The following is a 16741-nucleotide window of genomic DNA, read 5'->3' as shown; positions in this document are numbered from 1 at the left end:
CCGCCCGTCGCCGGGTAGCATGGACGGCACGGCGGACGAGCCGGCCGGACGGTCGCGTCGAGGAAGCGAGCCGCTTTCTCGCCGAGGAACGTCCGGGCTCCACAGGGCAGGATGGTGGGTAACGCCCACCCGGGGTGACCCGCGGGACAGTGCCACAGAAAGCAGACCGCCGGAGCCGTATCCGTACGGCTTCCGGTAAGGGTGAAACGGTGGTGTAAGAGACCACCAGCGCCCAGGGCGACCTGGGCGGCTCGGTAAACCCCATCCGGAGCAAGGTCAAGAGGGGCCGCACTCGCGGCTCTGCGCGGACGACCGAGGGCTGCCCGCCCGAGTCCGCGGGTAGACCGCACGAGGCCGGTGGCAACACCGGCCCTAGATGGATGACCGTCGCCTCCGGGCGCCGCAAGGCCCCGAAGGAACAGAACCCGGCGTACAGGCCGACTCGTCCGCCCCCACCTGGGGCTTCACCCTGGAAAGGGCCTCTGACCAGCGACGGAGGCCCTTTCCAGGCTTTCACACCCTTACTGCTTTACGCGGCTCGAAGTCCCTCACAAGTCCCTCGGACAGAGCTGAAAGTCCCTGAAAAGTCCCTGGCGGACTCCGCCTCCAGCCCTGGTGGGGAAAGGTCCGGCGCCACGCTCATCCGCCTTCCTCAGCCTGCCCGGAGGGGGCCTGGGCACGTGACTCGCTGGCCCCAGCGCGTGCCGCATCTCTGCTGCACACAGAACCTACGACCTACGCATTACGAGCACACAGGCGTTCATGCTGGCTCGTGCCGAGTGGTGCCGCAGAGTGACATCGTGCCTGATCAGAACACGTGCCAGCGTCCAGGAGGCGCGCCCTCGTGTTGCACGGTCCATGAACGTCCGTCCAACCGCTGTCCAGTCAACGCCATATGGGCGGTGGCGGGACGCTGCAGTTTGAGCGTTGTCGGCTCTCTACAGCTCACTGCCGATGATCACGTTCTGGTCGCCGACGGTCCCCCGGCTTCCCCCGGTGCGACCTCGGCAATGAGCCCCTCAATTCGAGTTCTGATTTCGTCGCGGATGGGCCGCACACGTATCGCTCCCCTGGCGACGAAATTTCACGCACCAGCCCCTCGTCACTTCCCAGGCCAGAGCCGAGGAGAGCTGATGCGCTGTCTGGACTGCCGCGAACAGGAAGCTGACGATCCCGTCGTCGGCGCGTGCCAGAGCTGCGGGGGCTGCGGTCTGCGCCGCCCATGCCCACATCGGCACCCGCCGCAGCCGGCACGGCATGCTCCCGGTGCTCCCCGAGAGGCCGAGGTACGCAAGGTGCAGTGCGGGGCCTGCGCGGCAGTCCGAGCACCCGTCCCCCGAGCGCCGTCCGCGTGAACCGGGAGCGTGTGACGGACATGGTGGTGATCGGCGGGGGCCAGGCCGGGTTCGCCGCCGGGCACCACCTGCGCCGCCGCAAGGTGGACTTCGTCATCCTCCACGCTCAGCCATAGCCAGGCGGAGCCTGGCGCTATATATGGGCGAGTCTGCGGCTGTTCTCACCGGCGAACTCCTCCTCGTCGCCGGGCCGCCTGATGTCGGCGCAGCGAGGTGAGCTGTACCCGGAAGCCGCACACGTCGTGGATCTGATCGGCGGCCTGCGGCCGTTGCGTGACCCGGACGCGCCTTGCTGGACGAGGACGAAGTTCCCGAGAACTGAGCTGGCACCGGGACGGGGCCGGGTCAGTCGTGCGGTGGCCGGTCGGTGAGCTGGTGGTCGGCCAGGTTCAGGGCCTCGTCCACGACGCGCCGCAGGTGCCCGTCGGCCAGGGCGTAGACGACGCGGCGGCCTTCCTTTCGGGTGGTGACCAGTCCGCTCAGCCGTAGGCGGGCCAAGTGCTGGCTGACGGCCGGGCGCTGGGCTCCGCAGACCTCGGTAAGCGTGGTCACGTCCGCCTCCTGCTGGGTGAGGGCGTGCAGCAGGGCGAGACGGGTTCGGTCGCCCAGCAGGGCGAGGATTTCCGCGGCGAGGGCGAACTGTTCCTCGCCCGGGCTGTGCGGGTGCGCATCATGCGCAGTTGATAGGTGCAAGCTTGCGCTCATACGCACATAATGGGGGTCGGTGCCGCCCATGTCCAACGGCGGCAGCTTCGCCCTGCCCGCACGCTGCCGAGGAGGAGCCGATGCATCACGACCACGGCCACCACGAACACCCCCACCAGGAGCCCGGGCACCCCCACGACCACGGCCATCCCGGCGGCGGACGGCTCGCCCGCCTGTGGCACAGAGCCGGTCATTTGCTGGTGCCCCATTCGCACGAGGCTGCCGACAAGCTGGATTCGGCACTGGAGTCCTCCGGCCGCGGGATGCGAGCGCTGTGGGTTTCCCTGGTCGTCCTCGGCATCACCGCTCTCGCGCAGGCGGTGATCGTCGTCATCTCCGGATCGGTGGCGCTGCTGGGCGACACCGTGCACAACGCCGCCGACGCCCTGACCGCCGTCCCACTGGGCATCGCCTTCGTCCTCGGCCGTCGCGCGGCGACCCGCCGCTTCACCTACGGCTACGGGAGGGCCGAGGACTTGGCGGGCATCGTCATCGTCGCCACCATCGCCGCTTCCGCCCTTTTCGCCGCCTGGACGGCCGTCGACCGGTTGCTCAACCCGCGCGAGATGACACACCTGTGGGTGGTGGCCGCAGCCGCAGTGGTCGGATTCGCTGGCAACGAGTGGGTAGCCCGCTACCGCATCCGCGTCGGCCGACAGATCGGCTCGGCCGCTCTGGTGGCTGACGGGCTGCACGCCCGCACCGACGGCTACACCTCCCTCGCCGTCCTCCTCAGCGCCGGCGGCGCGGCGATGGGCTGGCAGCTCGCCGATCCGGTGGTGGGACTGCTGATCACCGCGGCGATCTTGCTGGTCCTGCGCGACGCCGCCCGCGAGGTCTTCCACCGCATGATGGACGCCGTCGAACCCGTCCTAGTCGATGCGGCCGAGACCGCCCTGCGTACCGTGCCCGGAGTTCGCGAGACCGGACAACTGCGGCTGCGCTGGATCGGGCACCGCCTCCGCGCGGAAGCGGGCATCGTCATCGACGGCTCCCAGAGCGTCCGGGACGGACACGCCATCGCCGTCGAAGCAGAACACGCACTCCTCCACGCCGTCCCCAAGCTGACCTCCGCCGTGATCCACACCGACATCCAGCCCGCGGCCGGCGAGGGCGACCCCCATCACGCCCTGGCCCACCACACCCACGCCTGACAGCCTCCGGCCCGCCGAACAGGAGCACACAGCCGCACGAGCCAGACAGCCCCGCACTTAACCCAGTTCACTGCCTGCGAGGAAGTCCCGCCGCACCTACTGGTGGCGGGGTTGATCGCCATGGCGCTCGGGGGCTCGTCGTGGCCACCTCCGACAATGGCACCGGCACCGGCCGAGGCGGAGCCTTCGTCGCCCTGATACTGGGGCTGATCAGCCTGGCCCTCGGCGCCCTGGCGCAGACCCGCACCCGCCGCACAGACCGGCAGACCGGCAAGGGCCGCAATGCCATAGGCGAATCCAGGAGGGGCTGGACTTGACGGCGTCGCAGGAACAGCCCACCGCTAGATGCGGAAACCTCGAACGAGCACCCGTGTGGGGCACCGCCTGTGATCACCCCCACGGCATATCCGTAACGGAGGACCGCGCCCTTGGATGTCCGACGGTCTCGCGATGCCTACGATGGGTGCTGTGAACCGCAATGAGCATGGCTCGGCCCAGCAGCATGTGCTGCTGGGCCGAGCCATGCTCATCGTTCTGCTGCTGGGAGGGCTGCTGGGCATGCATGGGCTGGGCTCCGCCAGCCCGCCCGGTGGAGGCGAGCACCATAGGGCGATGCCGACGGCCTCGCACCACAAGCCCACGTACAGCCCGAAGCCGGAATGGGCGTGCCACGGCGGTGTCCCCGCCCATCACAGCGCGCACGCGGACAATCCATGCGCGGCTGCTGGAGCGGCCAGCGCCCCAGCGGCTCCGGCCCTGGCCGTCTCGCCGCTACCGTTGGCTGACCTGGCTGCTCAGCCGCAGCCGTCTGTGCGCTACGAACCGGAGGGTGGACGGGCTCCACCGTCCCTGTCGGAACTTCAGCTCCTGCGGATATAGACGCTGCCCACGCGGCGCAGGCCCTCCCTCTCGGGAGCCGGTCGGCGCCTCGCATCGGCGTGTTTTGATCCGAACCAGGCAGGAGCAACCAGCATGACCAAGACCCGTTCCCTCATCCGCAGCACGGCCCTGACCGCCACCGCCGCAGCCGCCGCGCTCGCCCTGACCGCCTGCGGCAACGGTGACGACAAGTCCTCCGGTACCCACGAGGGACACGACAGCGGCTCGTCGTCGTCGGCCCCGGAGAAGAAGGCCAGGAACCACAACAAGGCGGATGTGGAATTCGCGAAGGGCATGATCCCCCACCACCGCCAGGCGGTGGAGATGTCCGACATGGCGGCGTCCCGCGCCTCCTCCGGCAAGGTCAAGGGCCTCGCGAAGAAGATCGAGAAGGCTCAGGGCCCCGAGATCAAAACGATGTCCGGGTGGCTGAAGTCCTGGGGAGAGAAGGTCCCCGAGGACATGTCCGGCATGGACCACGACATGGGCCAGGGAGACAGCTCCGAGATGCCCGGGATGATGGACCAAAAGCAGATGGCCGAGCTGAAGAACGCCTCGGGCAGGAAGTTCGACAAGCAGTTCCTGACCATGATGGTCGGTCACCACAAGGGCGCCGTAGAGATGGCCGAGACCGAGAAGAAGCAGGGGAAGTACGACCCTGCCAAGAAGCTTGCCGGTGACGTGATCAGCGCTCAGACCAGTGAGATCACCCAGATGAACAAGCTGCTCGGCAGGAGCTGACTCAACGGCCGCGAAGGGGTGACGCGTTGGCACGCCCACGCTCACCACTCGTGCTCCGCAGCCGGGCGCCCGACAAGGCGACGGCTGTGGGGCACGAGGCCCGACAGAATTTCCTGGGAGTCCGTTCCCTGCGTTCTGCTGCCAAAGCAGGCGCGGCCGGTGCAGTCGTAGCCGATGTCCTCGACCGCTTTTCGATCCGTGCGGCGCCGGGTTCGCAAAAGGAAGCCACGGCCTCCGCGAACAAGGAGCAGATCGAGGTGTGAGTGGTGGAACTTTCCGCCACTCGAAAGATCCCTCATAGAGCACAGGAGCCACGGAAGCCGTGGGAGCCGGAGTTCAGCTCCCACGGCTTCCGCATGTCACACCGTTGCCGTCTGCGATTGGAGCGGGGCGAGCTGTCCGGTGCGGTGGAGCCCGTACAAGGCTGCCGCGCACGCCAGGCCAAGGGTGCTCAGCACCAGCCAAGGCAGTGCGGACAGTCCCGCCGCGCGGGCGGCATCGAGCGCGGTCCCGGTCAGCAGATTGCCCAGGGCGATACCGAGGCCGCTGATGGTGTTGTACAGGCCGTAGTGCGTGGCCACGAGCCGGTCGCCGCTGAGGCGGACGATGGTGTCCATCTCGAAGGGGTAGGCGACCATCGTGCCCATGGCCAGCAGGAGCGCGGTGAGCGCCGGCGGTACGGCCACCAGCAGCCAGCGCCCCGCTCCCCCGTCCGGCACGGGCACGGCGGTCGCCGCGAGCAGCGGCAGGAAGGCGCCGCCCATCAGCAGGAGACCTCGGCTGAGAGCTTGGCCTGGGCTGATGTGGGCCTTGCACCAGGCGGTCACCCGGGTCTGGGCGAGGATCGTACTCAGCCCGGAGACCGCGAACAGCAGCGCCACGGCCGAGGTCCCCGTCAGCCCTTGTCCTCCCAGCCGCCGGACCTCTAGCGGAAGGGCCAAATAGATCTGGAAGGACAGGATGTACGAGCCGACCATGGCCAGGGAGAAGAGCAGGAACGGGCGGTTGGAGACGACCACACGCCACTGCGCGAGCACGCTCTCCTGTCGCTCGCCCGACGCCCGCTCGTTGGCCCGGCGAGCAGGAAGAGCCCGAATCTGCACGGCGCTCAGCAGCGCGAAGATCCCGGCCGAGACCAGGCACGTGACGCGGAAGCTCACCCCCATCAGTGCCATCCCGACGACGGGTCCGAGCAGGATCCCGGCCTGGTAGTAGACGTTGAAGAGCGCGAACGCCTCCACCCGCCGCTCGCCCGCGTCGGCTGCCAGGTACGCCCGTACGGCCGGGTTGAACAGGGCACCCGCCAGCCCGGTCGCCGCCGAGGCGGCGAGCAGGGCGGGCAGCGAGTCGACCAGGCCGAGCACGGCGAAGCCGGCGGTACGCAGCACGCACCCGGCGATGATCAGCGGCTTGTAGCCCAGCCGATCGGCGAGCGTGCCGCCGACCAGGAACATGCCCTGCTGGCTGAAGTTCCGTACGCCCAGGATCAGTCCGACCAGCCATCCGGCCAGCCCGAGGGTGCCGGACAGGTGCTGGGCGAGGTACGGCATCAGCATGTAGAAGCCGAGGTTGATGGTGAACTGATTGACCATCAACAACTGGACGCTGCGCTCGTAGCCGCGCGTCTGCGCGACCAGGGACCCGGCCGGTTTCCGCAGGGACGTCGTCACTGGCTCGCCTCCTCGGCCGCGGGGCGGGAGAGCGGGTCGGCCACCTCGGAGCAGCGCGTCCACCGCGTGACCTCCTTCTCCGCCAGGCTGCCGATCACCTCGGGCTCCGGCGTCGGCCGGGCGCCGAGGAGGCCGTGGGTGGCGCAGTAGTCGTCATCGAAGACGGTGGTGAGGTAGCGCTGCGGGCCGTCGGGGAAGACCGCCGCGATACGGTCGGCGGGCGGCAGCGTACGGGCGAGCCACCCGGCGACCAGTGCTACGGCGCCGACGCTCCATCCGCCGGTGGCGTAGTGCGAGGTGGCGAGTCGGCGGGCCGCCCAGACCGCTTCGCCGGGCGGGACCCAGTGGACCTCGCTGAAGTGGTCGTAGGGGACGTTGCGGGGGTAGATGCTGGAGCCCAGTCCGCGCATCAGCCGGTCGCGTGCCGGTTGGCCGAAGATGGTCGAGCCGATGGTGTCGACGCCGATCAGCCGCAGTCCGGGGTGGAGCTGGCGCAGCACGCGGGAGATCCCGGCGGAGTGGCCGCCGGTGCCCACGCTGCACACCAGGACGTCGATGTGGCCCATCTGGGCGGCGAGTTCGAGGGCGAGCGGGGTGTAGGCGGCGACGTTGTCGGGGTTGTTGTACTGGTCCGGGCACCAGGAGCCGGGCGTACCGGCGAGGAGTTGCGTCACGCGGTCGCGGCGGGCCTGCTGCCAGCCGCCCGCCGGGTGGGGCTCCTCGACGATCTGGACCTCGGCGCCGTAGACGCCCAACAACCGTGCCATCGAGGGTTCGAGGCCGGGGTCGGTGACGAGGGTGACGGGGTGGCCGTGGACCAGTCCCGCCAGCGCGAGTCCCAGGCCGAGGGTTCCGCTGGTGGACTCGACGACCGGAGCGCCGGGGTGCAGTTCCCCGCGTGAACGGGCGCGCTCGATCATGTGCAGCCCGGGGCGGTCCTTGATACCGCCGGGGTTGAAGCCCTCCAGCTTCGCCCAGAAGCCACGCCCAGCAGGCGCGAAGGGCTCGGTCACCCGAATCAGCGGCGTACGGCCGACCAGTCCGGCCAGCGCCGAACGGTCGGAGGGAAGTGGGTCGAAGTGGGCGGTATCGCTCGTATCGAGAAATGAAGAGTGCATCAGTCCGCTCTCGTTCGAAGTTCGAAGGTGGTGTGTGCGAGCTTCGGCACGAGCCGCCGCTCGCGGCGGCCGTGCCGAGCCGCTCCTACACGCGCCACCGGCAGACGAAGAGCAGGGTGCTGCGACCAGGCCGTATCAGCGCCGGTCTCTCGGGGAGGAAGGCGGACGCGACGGCGCACGCCGCCACGCCCATGGCCACGAAATCGGCCGGACCGGACGACGAGCCATGGGCCGCCTCCTGTGCGACACGGGGGCTTTGAGGGGACTGGGCGAGGTGATCGCCGGCGGAACAGGAAACGGGCGCGTGAGGGTGCGGAACCGGGGCCGCGCCGCCCACGGCGCGGTCGACGGCCACGACACGTGTGTCCTGTACGGGCACATCGCCGGTGTGGCCCTCACCGGCTGGCGCACAGACGGCCGCTGCCATGATCAGCAACAGGCTCAGCAGGCGCCGCACGAAAATGGCTGGGATGCGGTACGACGTCACGGGTCCTCCGTGCGGCACTGCCCGGCCTCACGGGGAGCGGGCAGCGCGCACAGGTCGGCAGACGGAAGTGGCGGAAGCGCAAGGGCGGGGAGGGCCCCGCCCCGCCGTCTAGATCCGCAGAACCGTCGTCGCCCGCGACAGGTCCGTACCGTCCGCCGGACAGCCTCCGGCAGCGTGCGCGGCTCGCTTCACAACGGATTCGTCCCGCGCAGACGCCATCCATGGCGCAGGGGCCGGACCCGGGACATCAAGGACAAGGCCGTCCTGCGGCTGCCCGGCGAGACACTCCAGCGCCTGGTGAGCGCCGCTCGGGTGCCCCTCATGCTCCTCATGTTCATGGTGCACCGCCGCTGTCCCGACCTGCGCGGAGGCGGGCTGGGCGGCGACGGCCCCTCCATGGTGCCCGGCAGCATTCCCCGCGCCCGCACCATGCGCATACAGCAACCCCAGCAGAAGCAAGGCCAGCCCAAGCGTCCAGAGCGGACCCGCTGTTGAGCGGAGCCGCCCGACACCCGGCTGCAATCCTGCTGTGACCACGTCGTGATCCTAACCATTCACCCGGAAGCCCAGGACAACATTCCGGACAAAGCCGAGGCGCGAAAACACGTACGGATGCCTCGGCTTGCGTACCGACGCGCGGGCCGATCGCTCCCGGCGGCGTGCCAACCAGGTCACAGACCGAAAGCCTCTCCTTCGATGAGGATGCGAAGACCATGACGACGAGGACCAACGACAGCAGGATGTGACTTCGGCGCGCGAGGGCCCGGGCGATAACCGGACGGGAGGCGAAGAGCTGGCCGCGAAACACTAGACGGCGACGAACACAAGGAACACGACAACGAACGCGCTCATCCCGCCAACGGCGGCGGTTGCGAACACTGGGACGTAGACACCGATGTTGTCGCCGCCGTTGGCGAAAGTAACCGCGGCGACCTCCAACGGACTCGGCCCGCCCCCTTTGGCCTACCCCTCGCAACCGTCGTGGTGCTCCTCCCACGCCTGCCACCCGGCCTTGAGGCCCAGCGCGAGCGGCAGCAGACGGAGGTAGGGGATGGCCGTCTCGGGAACGTGGCGCCGAAGGCGCCGGCCACCGCGACAGCGAGGATCGCGGCGAAGCCCAGGTACTGGCCGAGCACGATACGGCGCGTGGAATGGCTGGGCGGGCGGCAAGTCGATGCCGATCATCGACGCCGGGCGCGCTGCCGCGCCGCCCGGTGTCACGTCACGGTGTGCCGGGATCCCCACGACCATGCGGGCTCGGAGTATCAGCGCAACAGCGCCTCGGCTTCGGTGCGGTGTGGGGCGAGAGCGACGTACGTCGCCAAGAAGCCCCGCCGACAGTGCCGTGGGCGAGGGCACACCGGGTGAACCCCCTTATCCGCGCCCGGCTCCGCGACGAGGCTCAAGCCAAGCCGTTCTCCTCGCCGAGCACTTCCCGCGCCAGCTCGGCCAGTGCCTTGCGGTCTTCGGCCAGAGCAGCCCGCCCAGCGTCGGTCGCTCGGTAGACGCGACGTACCCGTCCGTCCACCGTGCGCTGCTCGGAAACGAGCAGGCCGTCGCTCTCCAGCCGGTGCAGCGTGGGGTAGAGAGTTCCGGGGCTGATCTGGTAACCGTGCCGTGCGAGTTCCTCGGTCATCCATGCGCCATGGATCTCCTCATCGGCGGCGTGATGCAGGATGTGCAGTCGCACCGCGCCCCGTTGGAACTCCCGCACCGCGCCCACCTCCTCCCACGCACATCCGCGACTATGACGAGACCGATATCGGCCTTCGAGTCTACGACGGCCCGGTCCGAGAGGGTCGGTCTGTGGTTCCGGGACCAGTTGGTGCCCGATGTGGATGACGTCCAGGTCTCGACGGTCGACCGCCACCCGGCTGGACTGCGCGTCAAGCTCGCCTCCGGGGAAGAGATCCACGCCGCCGCGGTGATCGTGGCCAGCGCCCTGACGGATTCGCACACCCGCCCGAGCCTCTGGCCAGGATCAGCCCGGACGGCTCTTCCCCTCCGGGCCCGGTCTCGCACAGCTCCCAGCACCACGATCTGATCAGGTTCGCAAGCGGAAGGATGGTCGTCCTCGGAACGGGCCAGTCCGCGCTGGAGAGTTCCGCGCTGCTCCACGAAGCGGGTACGGAGGTACGGCTCCTGACGCGCGGTCCGCACGTGACCTTCGGCGGGCCACCGACGCCGGGCCCGCACTGGCAGCCAGACACACCAGTGGGCCGCTCCTGGGCGCTGCACGCGGTCGTCCGCTATGTGCCGCGCTCCTCCGCTTACTGCGGACAGCGGCGGTCCGCGTGTATCCGTTCAGCAGCAGGCGCAGCCTTCCCGGCAGCCGCACGCGTCGCCCTCTTGCTGGGGCGTCGCGGGCCCCGAGGGAGACACGGCCGGTGTGGGGGCGCAGCATCCCTTGCCCTGCCAGGCTTCGCGGCCCTCCTTGACCGCGATGCCCGCGATGACGAGGGCGGCGACGGGGTCGGCCCAGGTCCAGCCGAGCGTGGCGTTGAGTACGAGGCCCACCAGGAGGACGGCCGAGAGGTAGGTGCACAGCAGGGTCTGCTTGGAGTCGGCGACGGCCGAGGCCGATCCCAACTCGCGTCCGGCCCTGCGCTGGGCTGCGGACAGGAAGGGCATCACGGCCAGGGACAGTGCGGCGATGACGATGCCCGGCAATGACCGGTCGGCCTCGCCCCCTCCGGCCAAGGCACGGATGGAGTCGACGCTCACGTAGGCGGCGAGCGCGAAGAAGGAGACCGCGATGATCCGCAGGGTGGTCTTCTCCCGCGCCTCGCGCACGGCATGGTCGCGGGCGGAGAACTGCCAGGCGACCGCGGCGGCAGAGGAGACCTCGATCACCGAGTCCAGCCCAAAGCCGATCAGGGCAGTGGACGAGGCGAGCGTTCCCGCTGTGATCGCGACCACGGCCTCGATGACGTTGTAGGTGATGGTGGCCGCGACGAGCAGCCGTACCCGCTTCGCAAGAAGGTCGCGCCGGGCCGGCGTTGGGCCTATGGATATCTCCGCGGACATCAGCAGCAGCCCTTCTCCTCGGCGTCCGGGCAGGTGCGGTCCGCCTCGACGGCGACCACGGCGGTACGCAGGTCGTCCAGCGCGTGCCCGAGGCGGTCGTCGGCGAGTTCGTAGCGGGTTCGGCGGCCGACCGGCACGGCCACCACCAGCCCGCAGTCGCGCAGGCACGCCAGATGGTTCGACATCCGCGTACGCGAGATGCCCAGCTTCTGCGCAAGATCGGCGGGGTGGGCCGGGGCTTCACGCAGGGCGAGAAGGATCCGGCAGCGGATGGGGTCGGCGAGCGCGCGGCCGAAGCGCGCCAGCACCTCGATGTCGGAAGCGAGAGTCAGCACAACCTGAGAGTACACAATTTTCTGAATTCAGAGCAAGGTGAATCATCGCGCAAGCTCTCCACTCTCCAGGGGCGCGGCCCTCACGTCGTGCGGCACCCGGTGTTCCAGTCGTCGGCCCGGAGCACCGGGCTCAGCTACGGGATCTACGCTTGCCGTGTCCGGTACGGCCGGGAAGGCAGCCCCGAGGAGGAACCGCGCACGTGGCCACGCACGAACAGGGCGACGAGCTGGCGCGCGCGCAGCGCGCGCACTGGCAGCAGACCTACACCTCGCACCCCGGTATGTACGGCAACCAACCCTCGGCCCCCGCCCGCTACGCGGCAGAACTTCTTCTGCGTGCCGGAGCCCGGGACGTCGTGGAACTGGGCGCCGGGCACGGCCGGGACGCGCTCTTCTTCGCGCGCCAGGGCTTCAGCGTCCAGGCGACCGACTTCAGCGGCGTCGGGCTGGAGCAGGCGCGGGACGCCGCCCGGAGCATGGGCATAGGGGCCCGTCTCACGACCGCCCTCCACGATGTCCGCGAACCGCTTCCCCTGGCTGACGCTTCCGCCGACGGGGTCTTCGCGCACATGCTGCTGTGCATGGCGTTGTCCACGGAGGAGATCAAGCGCCTGGTCCGCGAGGTCCGCCGTGTCCTGCGCCCCGGCGGCACGTTCGTCTACACCGTCCGCCACACAGGCGACGCGCACTACGGCACCGGTATCGCCCACGGCGACGACATCCACGAACACGGCGGCTTCGCCGTCCACTTCTTCTCCCGGCACCTCGTCGACGCCCTCGCCGAGGGATGGGAGCTGGACGAGGTCCATGCCTTCGAGGAGGGCGATCTGCCCCGTCGTCTGTGGCGCGTCACTCAGCGGGTGTCGCGCTGATCCCTAGCGCGATATGAGCCACAGGCATCATTTCGCCAGCAGTGGACCGAAGATCTCCCGGGCGAGGGATTCCGCCTGCCGGAGGCTCAGCGGCACCGCGTGCATGTCCGGGTGGTTCTCGGCCCAGCTTGCCGCGGACGTCCGGTCGGTGAAGAAGTTCAGCGCGGAGCAGCAGACGTCCACCGCCGGGCCGGAGCACGAGCCGGAGGAGGCGAGGACCACGGCAGACTCCGGCGTCCAGGCCACCTGCCCACGCCGGAAGTAGACCGTCACCTCCCGCCCGTTGACAGGGTCCAGCGAACGGATCTCGGTATCCCGCCCGAGCATCGGGGCGATGCCGAGCGCGTCCACCGCGCACATCGCCCACACCCGCGGGCCATCCTGGATGCGCACGTGGTGATCCGTGGGCACGGGCGAGAAGGGATAGGCGGCCCGGAGGCGGCCCTCGCCGTCGAGGCTCAGGAAGTCGGCCGCGTCCAGCTCAGCCAGAACCTGCCGGGCGGGAACGCCGAAGGGTTCCGCCGCCGCGTCGAGTTCACGGTCCGCGGGCGCACGACCGTGGGCGGCGAACGCGCGCAACACCGCCTGCTGGACGGCGCGCAGACCGCCCTCCTCCGGCGCCAGACGCCCTCGACCACCCCGCCCGGCCACCTCGGCGACGAGTTCCACCGCGAACACCTCGTCCACTAGCGCGCGCAGCCGCGCGACGGAGGGCACCCCGTTCACCGCCTCGTGCTCGGGCCCGTACAACCGGCACGACACGCTCGCCGTCTCCCCTCCCCCGGCGAACGGGTCCGTCCCGTTGACCAGCAGTGTCGGCGAGCCGACCATGCCCAGGCGTACGGCTTCGCCTTCGTCCCGCACCACACGCCACTCCACCCGCACGCCTGCACGGCCGTCGAGCACCTCGTCCAGCCGCTGCCGCAGCACCCCACCTGTCGGGCAGTCCGGGACCGCCAGCACTGTGATCTCCATGCCGCCGACGGTAGACCTTCCAGTGCGCTGGAAGGTCAAGGCGTACGGTGACGCTATGCGTATCGGAGTCCTCGCAGCCAAGGCGGGAGTGAGCACGAAGGCCGTCCGCTTCTACGAGCAGTCCGGGCTGCTGCCTGACCCGCCGCGTACGCCTTCCGGGTACCGCGACTACCCGGCCGCGACCGCGGACCGCCTGGCCTTCATCCGCAACGCCCAGGCCGCCGGCCTCGCGCTCGCCGAGATCCGGGGCGTCCTGGCCATCCGGGACGGAGGGCAGGCGCCGTGCGCGCAGGTCGGGGAGCTGATCACCGCGCACCTGCGTCAGGTCGAGGAACGTATCGCCGAACTCACCCGCGCCCGCGCGACGTTGCTCGGTCTCAAGGCCGCATCCGAGTCCACCGACCCCAGCACCTGCCCCGAAGGCCCCATCTGCCGCATCCTCAATCACACTTGAGAGACCGTCCCGGAATCCCCGCCCGCACTCCCCGGAAAGCCCCACCGTGCTCATCGCCCGTTCTGTCGCCCTGTTCGTCGTCGCCGCCCTGTTCGAGATCGGAGGTGCCTGGCTCGTGTGGCAGGGCGTCCGGGAGCACAAGGGCTGGATCTGGATCGGAGCCGGGGTGATCGCGCTGGGCCTGTACGGTTTCGTCGCCACGCTCCAGTCCGACGCCAATTTCGGGCGGATCCTCGCCGCGTACGGCGGGATCTTCGTCGCCGGGTCCATCGCCTGGGGCATGGTCGCCGACGGGTACCGCCCCGACCGCTACGACATCATCGGCGCCCTGATCTGCCTCGTCGGCATGGGCGTTCTCATGTACGCACCGCGCGGCGAGTGACTCGCGCGCCCCTCCACAGCACGTTCACTCCCAAGGTTGGCGACACCGGTATCGTGTTCCGATATCGAGTTCCGTAAGGGCGGGCCTGTCCGTGCCACCGAGGGAGTGGGTCATGAGCAAGTCATCGACCAACGCAGAGGTCCCGGATGAACTGCAGCGGCGGCTCGGAGTGCCCGATGCGGTGATGATCGGCCTCGGGTCGATGATCGGCGCCGGGATCTTCGCCGCCCTGGCCCCGGCGGCGGATGCTGCCGGCTCGGGACTGCTGCTCGGCCTGGCCCTCGCCGCCGTGGTCGCGTACTGCAACGCGACGTCCTCGGCGCGGCTGGCCGCCCGCTACCCGGCCTCCGGCGGCACCTACGTCTACGGCCGCGAACGGCTCGGCGCCTTCTGGGGATATCTGGCCGGTTGGGGGTTCGTGGTCGGCAAGACCGCCTCCTGCGCGGCCATGGCTCTCACGGTCGGCGCGTATGTCTGGCCCGCTCACGCCCATGTCGTGGCGGTGGCCGCCGTGGTGGCGCTGACCGTGGCCAACTACGCGGGGGTGCACAAGTCCGCGCTGCTCACCCGGGCGATCGTCGCCGTGGTCCTGGCCGTTCTCGCCGCCGTGGTGGTGACCGTCCTCACCTCGGACGGCGCCGAGACGACACGGCTGAGTGTCAGCGACGATGCCACCTTCGGTGGCGTGCTTCAGGCGGCGGGCCTGCTCTTCTTCGCCTTTGCCGGATACGCCCGCATCGCCACCCTCGGCGAGGAGGTCAGAGACCCGGCGCGCACCATCCCTCGCGCCATCCCCCTCGCACTCGGCATCACCCTGGCCGTCTACGCCGTTGTCGCCGTGGCCGCGCTCATGGCCCTGGGACCCCATCAGTTGGCGGATACCGCCGCGCCGCTGTCGGACGCCGTACGGGCCTCGGAAGCGGACTGGCTGGCGCCGGTCGTGCACGTCGGGGCCGCCGTAGCAGCTCTGGGCTCACTGCTCGCGCTGATCCTCGGCGTCTCCCGCACCACCCTGGCCATGGCCCGTGACCGCCACCTGCCGCACGCCCTGGCCGCCATCCACCCCCGCCACCAAGTCCCCCACCGGGCCGAGTTGGTCGTCGGCGCCGTGGTGGCCCTGGTCGCCGCGACGGCGGACGTACGCGGGGCGATCGGCTTCTCCTCCTTCGCCGTCCTGGCCTACTACGCCATCGCCAACGCCTCCGCCTGGACCCTCACTCCAGCCGAAGGACGACCCCACCGCCTGATCCCCCTCCTCGGACTGGTCGGCTGCCTGAGCCTGGCCTTCGCCCTTCCGCTGACCTCGGTTCTCTCCGGAGCCGCGGTGCTCGCGCTCGGCGCCGTGGTCTACGGGCTACGCCGCCTCCGTAGCGCGCGCAGCGACCACACGCTGGGCATGTGACACGTAGGTGCGAAGAACCTCTGGACTTTGACCTGATGCTCGGCGGTATCGACCGCCCGCCTCCGGAGTGGCCCATCACCGAGGGTTTCGCCGTCGGCCTCGCCCAGCAAGCGGGCCCAACGTGAGCTTGGGTCGGCCAACAGCGTTCACGACGAAGAATGCGGTGCCCTACCTATGCGTTGCCTACCGGGAATAAACGCGCGCCGGTTTCCGATTCCTCCCTCGCAGTGATCGTGCGGGAGTGGGGAGGAGTGCATGGGTGACCTGAAGGTCTTCCGGGTCAGGGGTGGCCGGGCGACGGAGATTCCGGGTTCGTCGGTGGCGGTGGAGCGGGAGTTGCAGTCGCTGATCGAGGCCAATATGGAGGCGATGCTCGGTATTCGTTTCCTGGCCTCGGAGTACCGGACCGGTCGGCGGCACCGGGGTCGGGTGGATTCGCTCGGGCTGGATGAAAGCGGGACGCCGGTCATCGTCGAGTACAAGCGGTCGCGCGATCAGAACGTGATCAACCAGGCGCTCTCATATCTGGTGTGGCTGCGGGACCATCACCATGAGTTCGAGCGGCTGGTCTCCGACCGGTTCGGTGCGGAGGCGGCCGGGGCGGTGGACTGGAGCAACCCGCGGGTGGTGTGTGTGGCAGGGGAGTTCACGTACCACGACACGGTGGCGGTCGAGGAGATCGGCCGTCGGATCGACCTGGTCTCCTACCGGGTCTTCGACGACGTACTCACGTTGCGGCTGATCGCCTCGGTCGCCGGCGCCGGCGGGTCTTCCTCTCGCGGCAAGGCGCCGACGGTTTCGAGCGCGGCGGGGCCGGTGGTGAGTGTGCCGCAGCAGCGGCTGGAGGGGGCTCCGGCGAAGGTGAGGGAGTTGTTCGGCGCGGTCGATGAGCGGCTGCTGTTGCCGGAGGGGGCGTGGATAGAGCCGCAGCAGCTCTACGTCGTCTACCGGCGGTTGCAGAAGTTCGCCTCGGTGCGGGTGTTGCCGCGCAAGGAGGTTGTGGCGGTGAACCTGAAGCTCGATCCGGCGACGGTGAAGTTGGAGGAGGGCTTCACCCGGGATGTGACCGAGATCGGCTGTCACGGCATCAAGGGGGTCGAGGTGAGCTTGCGCTCGCGCGCCGACCTGGAGCGGGCCGAGGAGTTGATCGCGCGGGGCATCGCGGCCTCCTGACCACGCCGTACG

The 16741-nt window shown here is 69.7% G+C and carries 19 protein-coding genes, 1 other RNA gene and 1 pseudogene; 13 read left to right on the top strand and 8 right to left on the bottom strand.

Features of this window, described 5'->3' with window-relative positions; translation table 11 throughout:
• Positions 1-36 precede the first annotated feature (36 nt).
• Together rnpB and DQ392_RS35535 are read left to right on the top strand one after the other, a co-directional pair.
• Positions 37-449: RNase P RNA component class A (gene rnpB / locus DQ392_RS28385), an RNA gene on the top strand.
• Between the two features lie 926 nt (positions 450-1375).
• Positions 1376-1600, top strand: a pseudogene (locus DQ392_RS35535) (NAD(P)-binding protein); the annotation flags it as partial.
• A 100-nt stretch (positions 1601-1700) separates the two neighbouring features.
• On the opposite strand, the gene DQ392_RS28375 reads toward DQ392_RS35535, so the two are convergent.
• Positions 1701-2060 carry an ArsR/SmtB family transcription factor gene (locus DQ392_RS28375; RefSeq protein WP_181856607.1) on the bottom strand — a complete coding sequence of 120 codons (360 nt, stop codon included), beginning with the start codon at positions 2058-2060 and terminating at the stop codon, positions 1701-1703.
• Between the two features lie 80 nt (positions 2061-2140).
• Between DQ392_RS28375 and DQ392_RS28370 the strand changes: the two genes are divergently transcribed.
• The 5 genes from DQ392_RS28370 to DQ392_RS34620 all read left to right on the top strand — a co-directional run bounded on the left by DQ392_RS28370 (position 2141) and on the right by DQ392_RS34620 (position 5097).
• Entirely contained in the window at positions 2141-3214 is a 1074-nt protein-coding gene (locus DQ392_RS28370) for a cation diffusion facilitator family transporter (protein ID WP_114018506.1), read from the top strand.
• Between the two features lie 140 nt (positions 3215-3354).
• Positions 3355-3531, top strand: a complete 177-nt coding sequence (locus DQ392_RS34625) for a DUF6223 family protein (RefSeq protein ID WP_181856606.1) — start codon at positions 3355-3357, stop codon at positions 3529-3531.
• A 115-nt stretch (positions 3532-3646) separates the two neighbouring features.
• Complete coding sequence (locus DQ392_RS36320; protein WP_425470620.1) at positions 3647-4093, top strand: DUF6153 family protein; 447 nt, start codon at positions 3647-3649, stop codon at positions 4091-4093.
• Between the two features lie 93 nt (positions 4094-4186).
• A complete protein-coding gene (locus DQ392_RS28365; RefSeq protein WP_114018505.1) occupies positions 4187-4834 on the top strand; it encodes a DUF305 domain-containing protein in 648 nt (215 codons plus the stop codon).
• An 86-nt stretch (positions 4835-4920) separates the two neighbouring features.
• A complete protein-coding gene (locus tag DQ392_RS34620) occupies positions 4921-5097 on the top strand; it encodes a hypothetical protein (protein WP_181856605.1) in 177 nt (58 codons plus the stop codon).
• Positions 5098-5193: 96 nt separating this feature from the next.
• Here the strand turns inward: DQ392_RS34620 and DQ392_RS28360 are convergent, their stop codons facing one another.
• The 3 genes from DQ392_RS28360 to DQ392_RS28350 form a co-directional block, all read right to left on the bottom strand.
• Positions 5194-6426: an MFS transporter gene (locus DQ392_RS28360; protein ID WP_114018677.1), complete on the bottom strand. Its 1233-nt coding sequence runs from the start codon at positions 6424-6426 to the stop codon at positions 5194-5196.
• A 74-nt stretch (positions 6427-6500) separates the two neighbouring features.
• Positions 6501-7622, bottom strand: a complete 1122-nt coding sequence (locus DQ392_RS28355) for a PLP-dependent cysteine synthase family protein (RefSeq protein WP_114018504.1) — start codon at positions 7620-7622, stop codon at positions 6501-6503.
• Positions 7623-7707: 85 nt separating this feature from the next.
• A complete protein-coding gene (locus tag DQ392_RS28350) occupies positions 7708-8109 on the bottom strand; it encodes a hypothetical protein (RefSeq protein ID WP_114018503.1) in 402 nt (133 codons plus the stop codon).
• Between the two features lie 174 nt (positions 8110-8283).
• Between DQ392_RS28350 and DQ392_RS28345 the strand changes: the two genes are divergently transcribed.
• A complete protein-coding gene (locus tag DQ392_RS28345) occupies positions 8284-8604 on the top strand; it encodes a hypothetical protein (protein ID WP_114018502.1) in 321 nt (106 codons plus the stop codon).
• A gap of 907 nt (positions 8605-9511) precedes the next feature.
• Here the strand turns inward: DQ392_RS28345 and DQ392_RS28335 are convergent.
• From DQ392_RS28335 to DQ392_RS28320, 3 genes are all read right to left on the bottom strand, one after another.
• Positions 9512-9823: an Rv3488 family transcriptional regulator gene (locus tag DQ392_RS28335; protein WP_114018676.1), complete on the bottom strand. Its 312-nt coding sequence runs from the start codon at positions 9821-9823 to the stop codon at positions 9512-9514.
• 590 nt (positions 9824-10413) lie between these two features.
• Complete coding sequence (locus tag DQ392_RS28325) at positions 10414-11136, bottom strand: cation diffusion facilitator family transporter (RefSeq protein WP_114018500.1); 723 nt, start codon at positions 11134-11136, stop codon at positions 10414-10416.
• Positions 11136-11471: an ArsR/SmtB family transcription factor gene (locus DQ392_RS28320; RefSeq protein ID WP_114018499.1), complete on the bottom strand. Its 336-nt coding sequence runs from the start codon at positions 11469-11471 to the stop codon at positions 11136-11138. Before DQ392_RS28320 ends, DQ392_RS28325 begins: the two co-directional genes overlap by 1 nt.
• 200 nt (positions 11472-11671) lie before the next feature.
• Between DQ392_RS28320 and DQ392_RS28315 the strand changes: the two genes are divergently transcribed.
• A complete protein-coding gene (locus DQ392_RS28315) occupies positions 11672-12343 on the top strand; it encodes a class I SAM-dependent methyltransferase (RefSeq protein WP_245982047.1) in 672 nt (223 codons plus the stop codon).
• A 27-nt stretch (positions 12344-12370) separates the two neighbouring features.
• On the opposite strand, the gene DQ392_RS28310 is transcribed toward DQ392_RS28315, so the two are convergent.
• The gene (locus tag DQ392_RS28310; RefSeq protein WP_114018498.1) at positions 12371-13318 is read right to left on the bottom strand and encodes an alkylmercury lyase family protein; all 948 of its coding nucleotides are present in this window, start codon (positions 13316-13318) and stop codon (positions 12371-12373) included.
• 55 nt (positions 13319-13373) lie between these two features.
• Between DQ392_RS28310 and DQ392_RS28305 the strand changes: the two genes are divergently transcribed.
• From DQ392_RS28305 to DQ392_RS28290, 4 genes are all read left to right on the top strand, one after another.
• On the top strand, positions 13374-13772 hold the full coding sequence (locus DQ392_RS28305; RefSeq protein WP_114018674.1) for a heavy metal-responsive transcriptional regulator: 399 nt from the start codon (positions 13374-13376) through the stop codon (positions 13770-13772).
• A gap of 46 nt (positions 13773-13818) precedes the next feature.
• Positions 13819-14154 (top strand): YnfA family protein, encoded by a 336-nt coding sequence (locus tag DQ392_RS28300; RefSeq protein WP_114018497.1) that lies wholly within the window; start codon positions 13819-13821, stop codon positions 14152-14154.
• A gap of 112 nt (positions 14155-14266) precedes the next feature.
• Positions 14267-15556, top strand: a complete 1290-nt coding sequence (locus tag DQ392_RS28295; RefSeq protein ID WP_114018496.1) for an APC family permease — start codon at positions 14267-14269, stop codon at positions 15554-15556.
• A gap of 255 nt (positions 15557-15811) precedes the next feature.
• A complete protein-coding gene (locus DQ392_RS28290; protein WP_114018495.1) occupies positions 15812-16729 on the top strand; it encodes a DUF5655 domain-containing protein in 918 nt (305 codons plus the stop codon).
• Positions 16730-16741: the final 12 nt, after the last annotated feature.

It is taken from the genome of Streptomyces reniochalinae (assembly GCF_003323735.1).
Classification (GTDB): domain Bacteria; phylum Actinomycetota; class Actinomycetes; order Streptomycetales; family Streptomycetaceae; genus Streptomyces; species Streptomyces reniochalinae.
The sequence above is the reverse complement of the archived record's forward strand: the minus strand, read 5'-3'. Positions and strand labels throughout refer to the sequence as shown.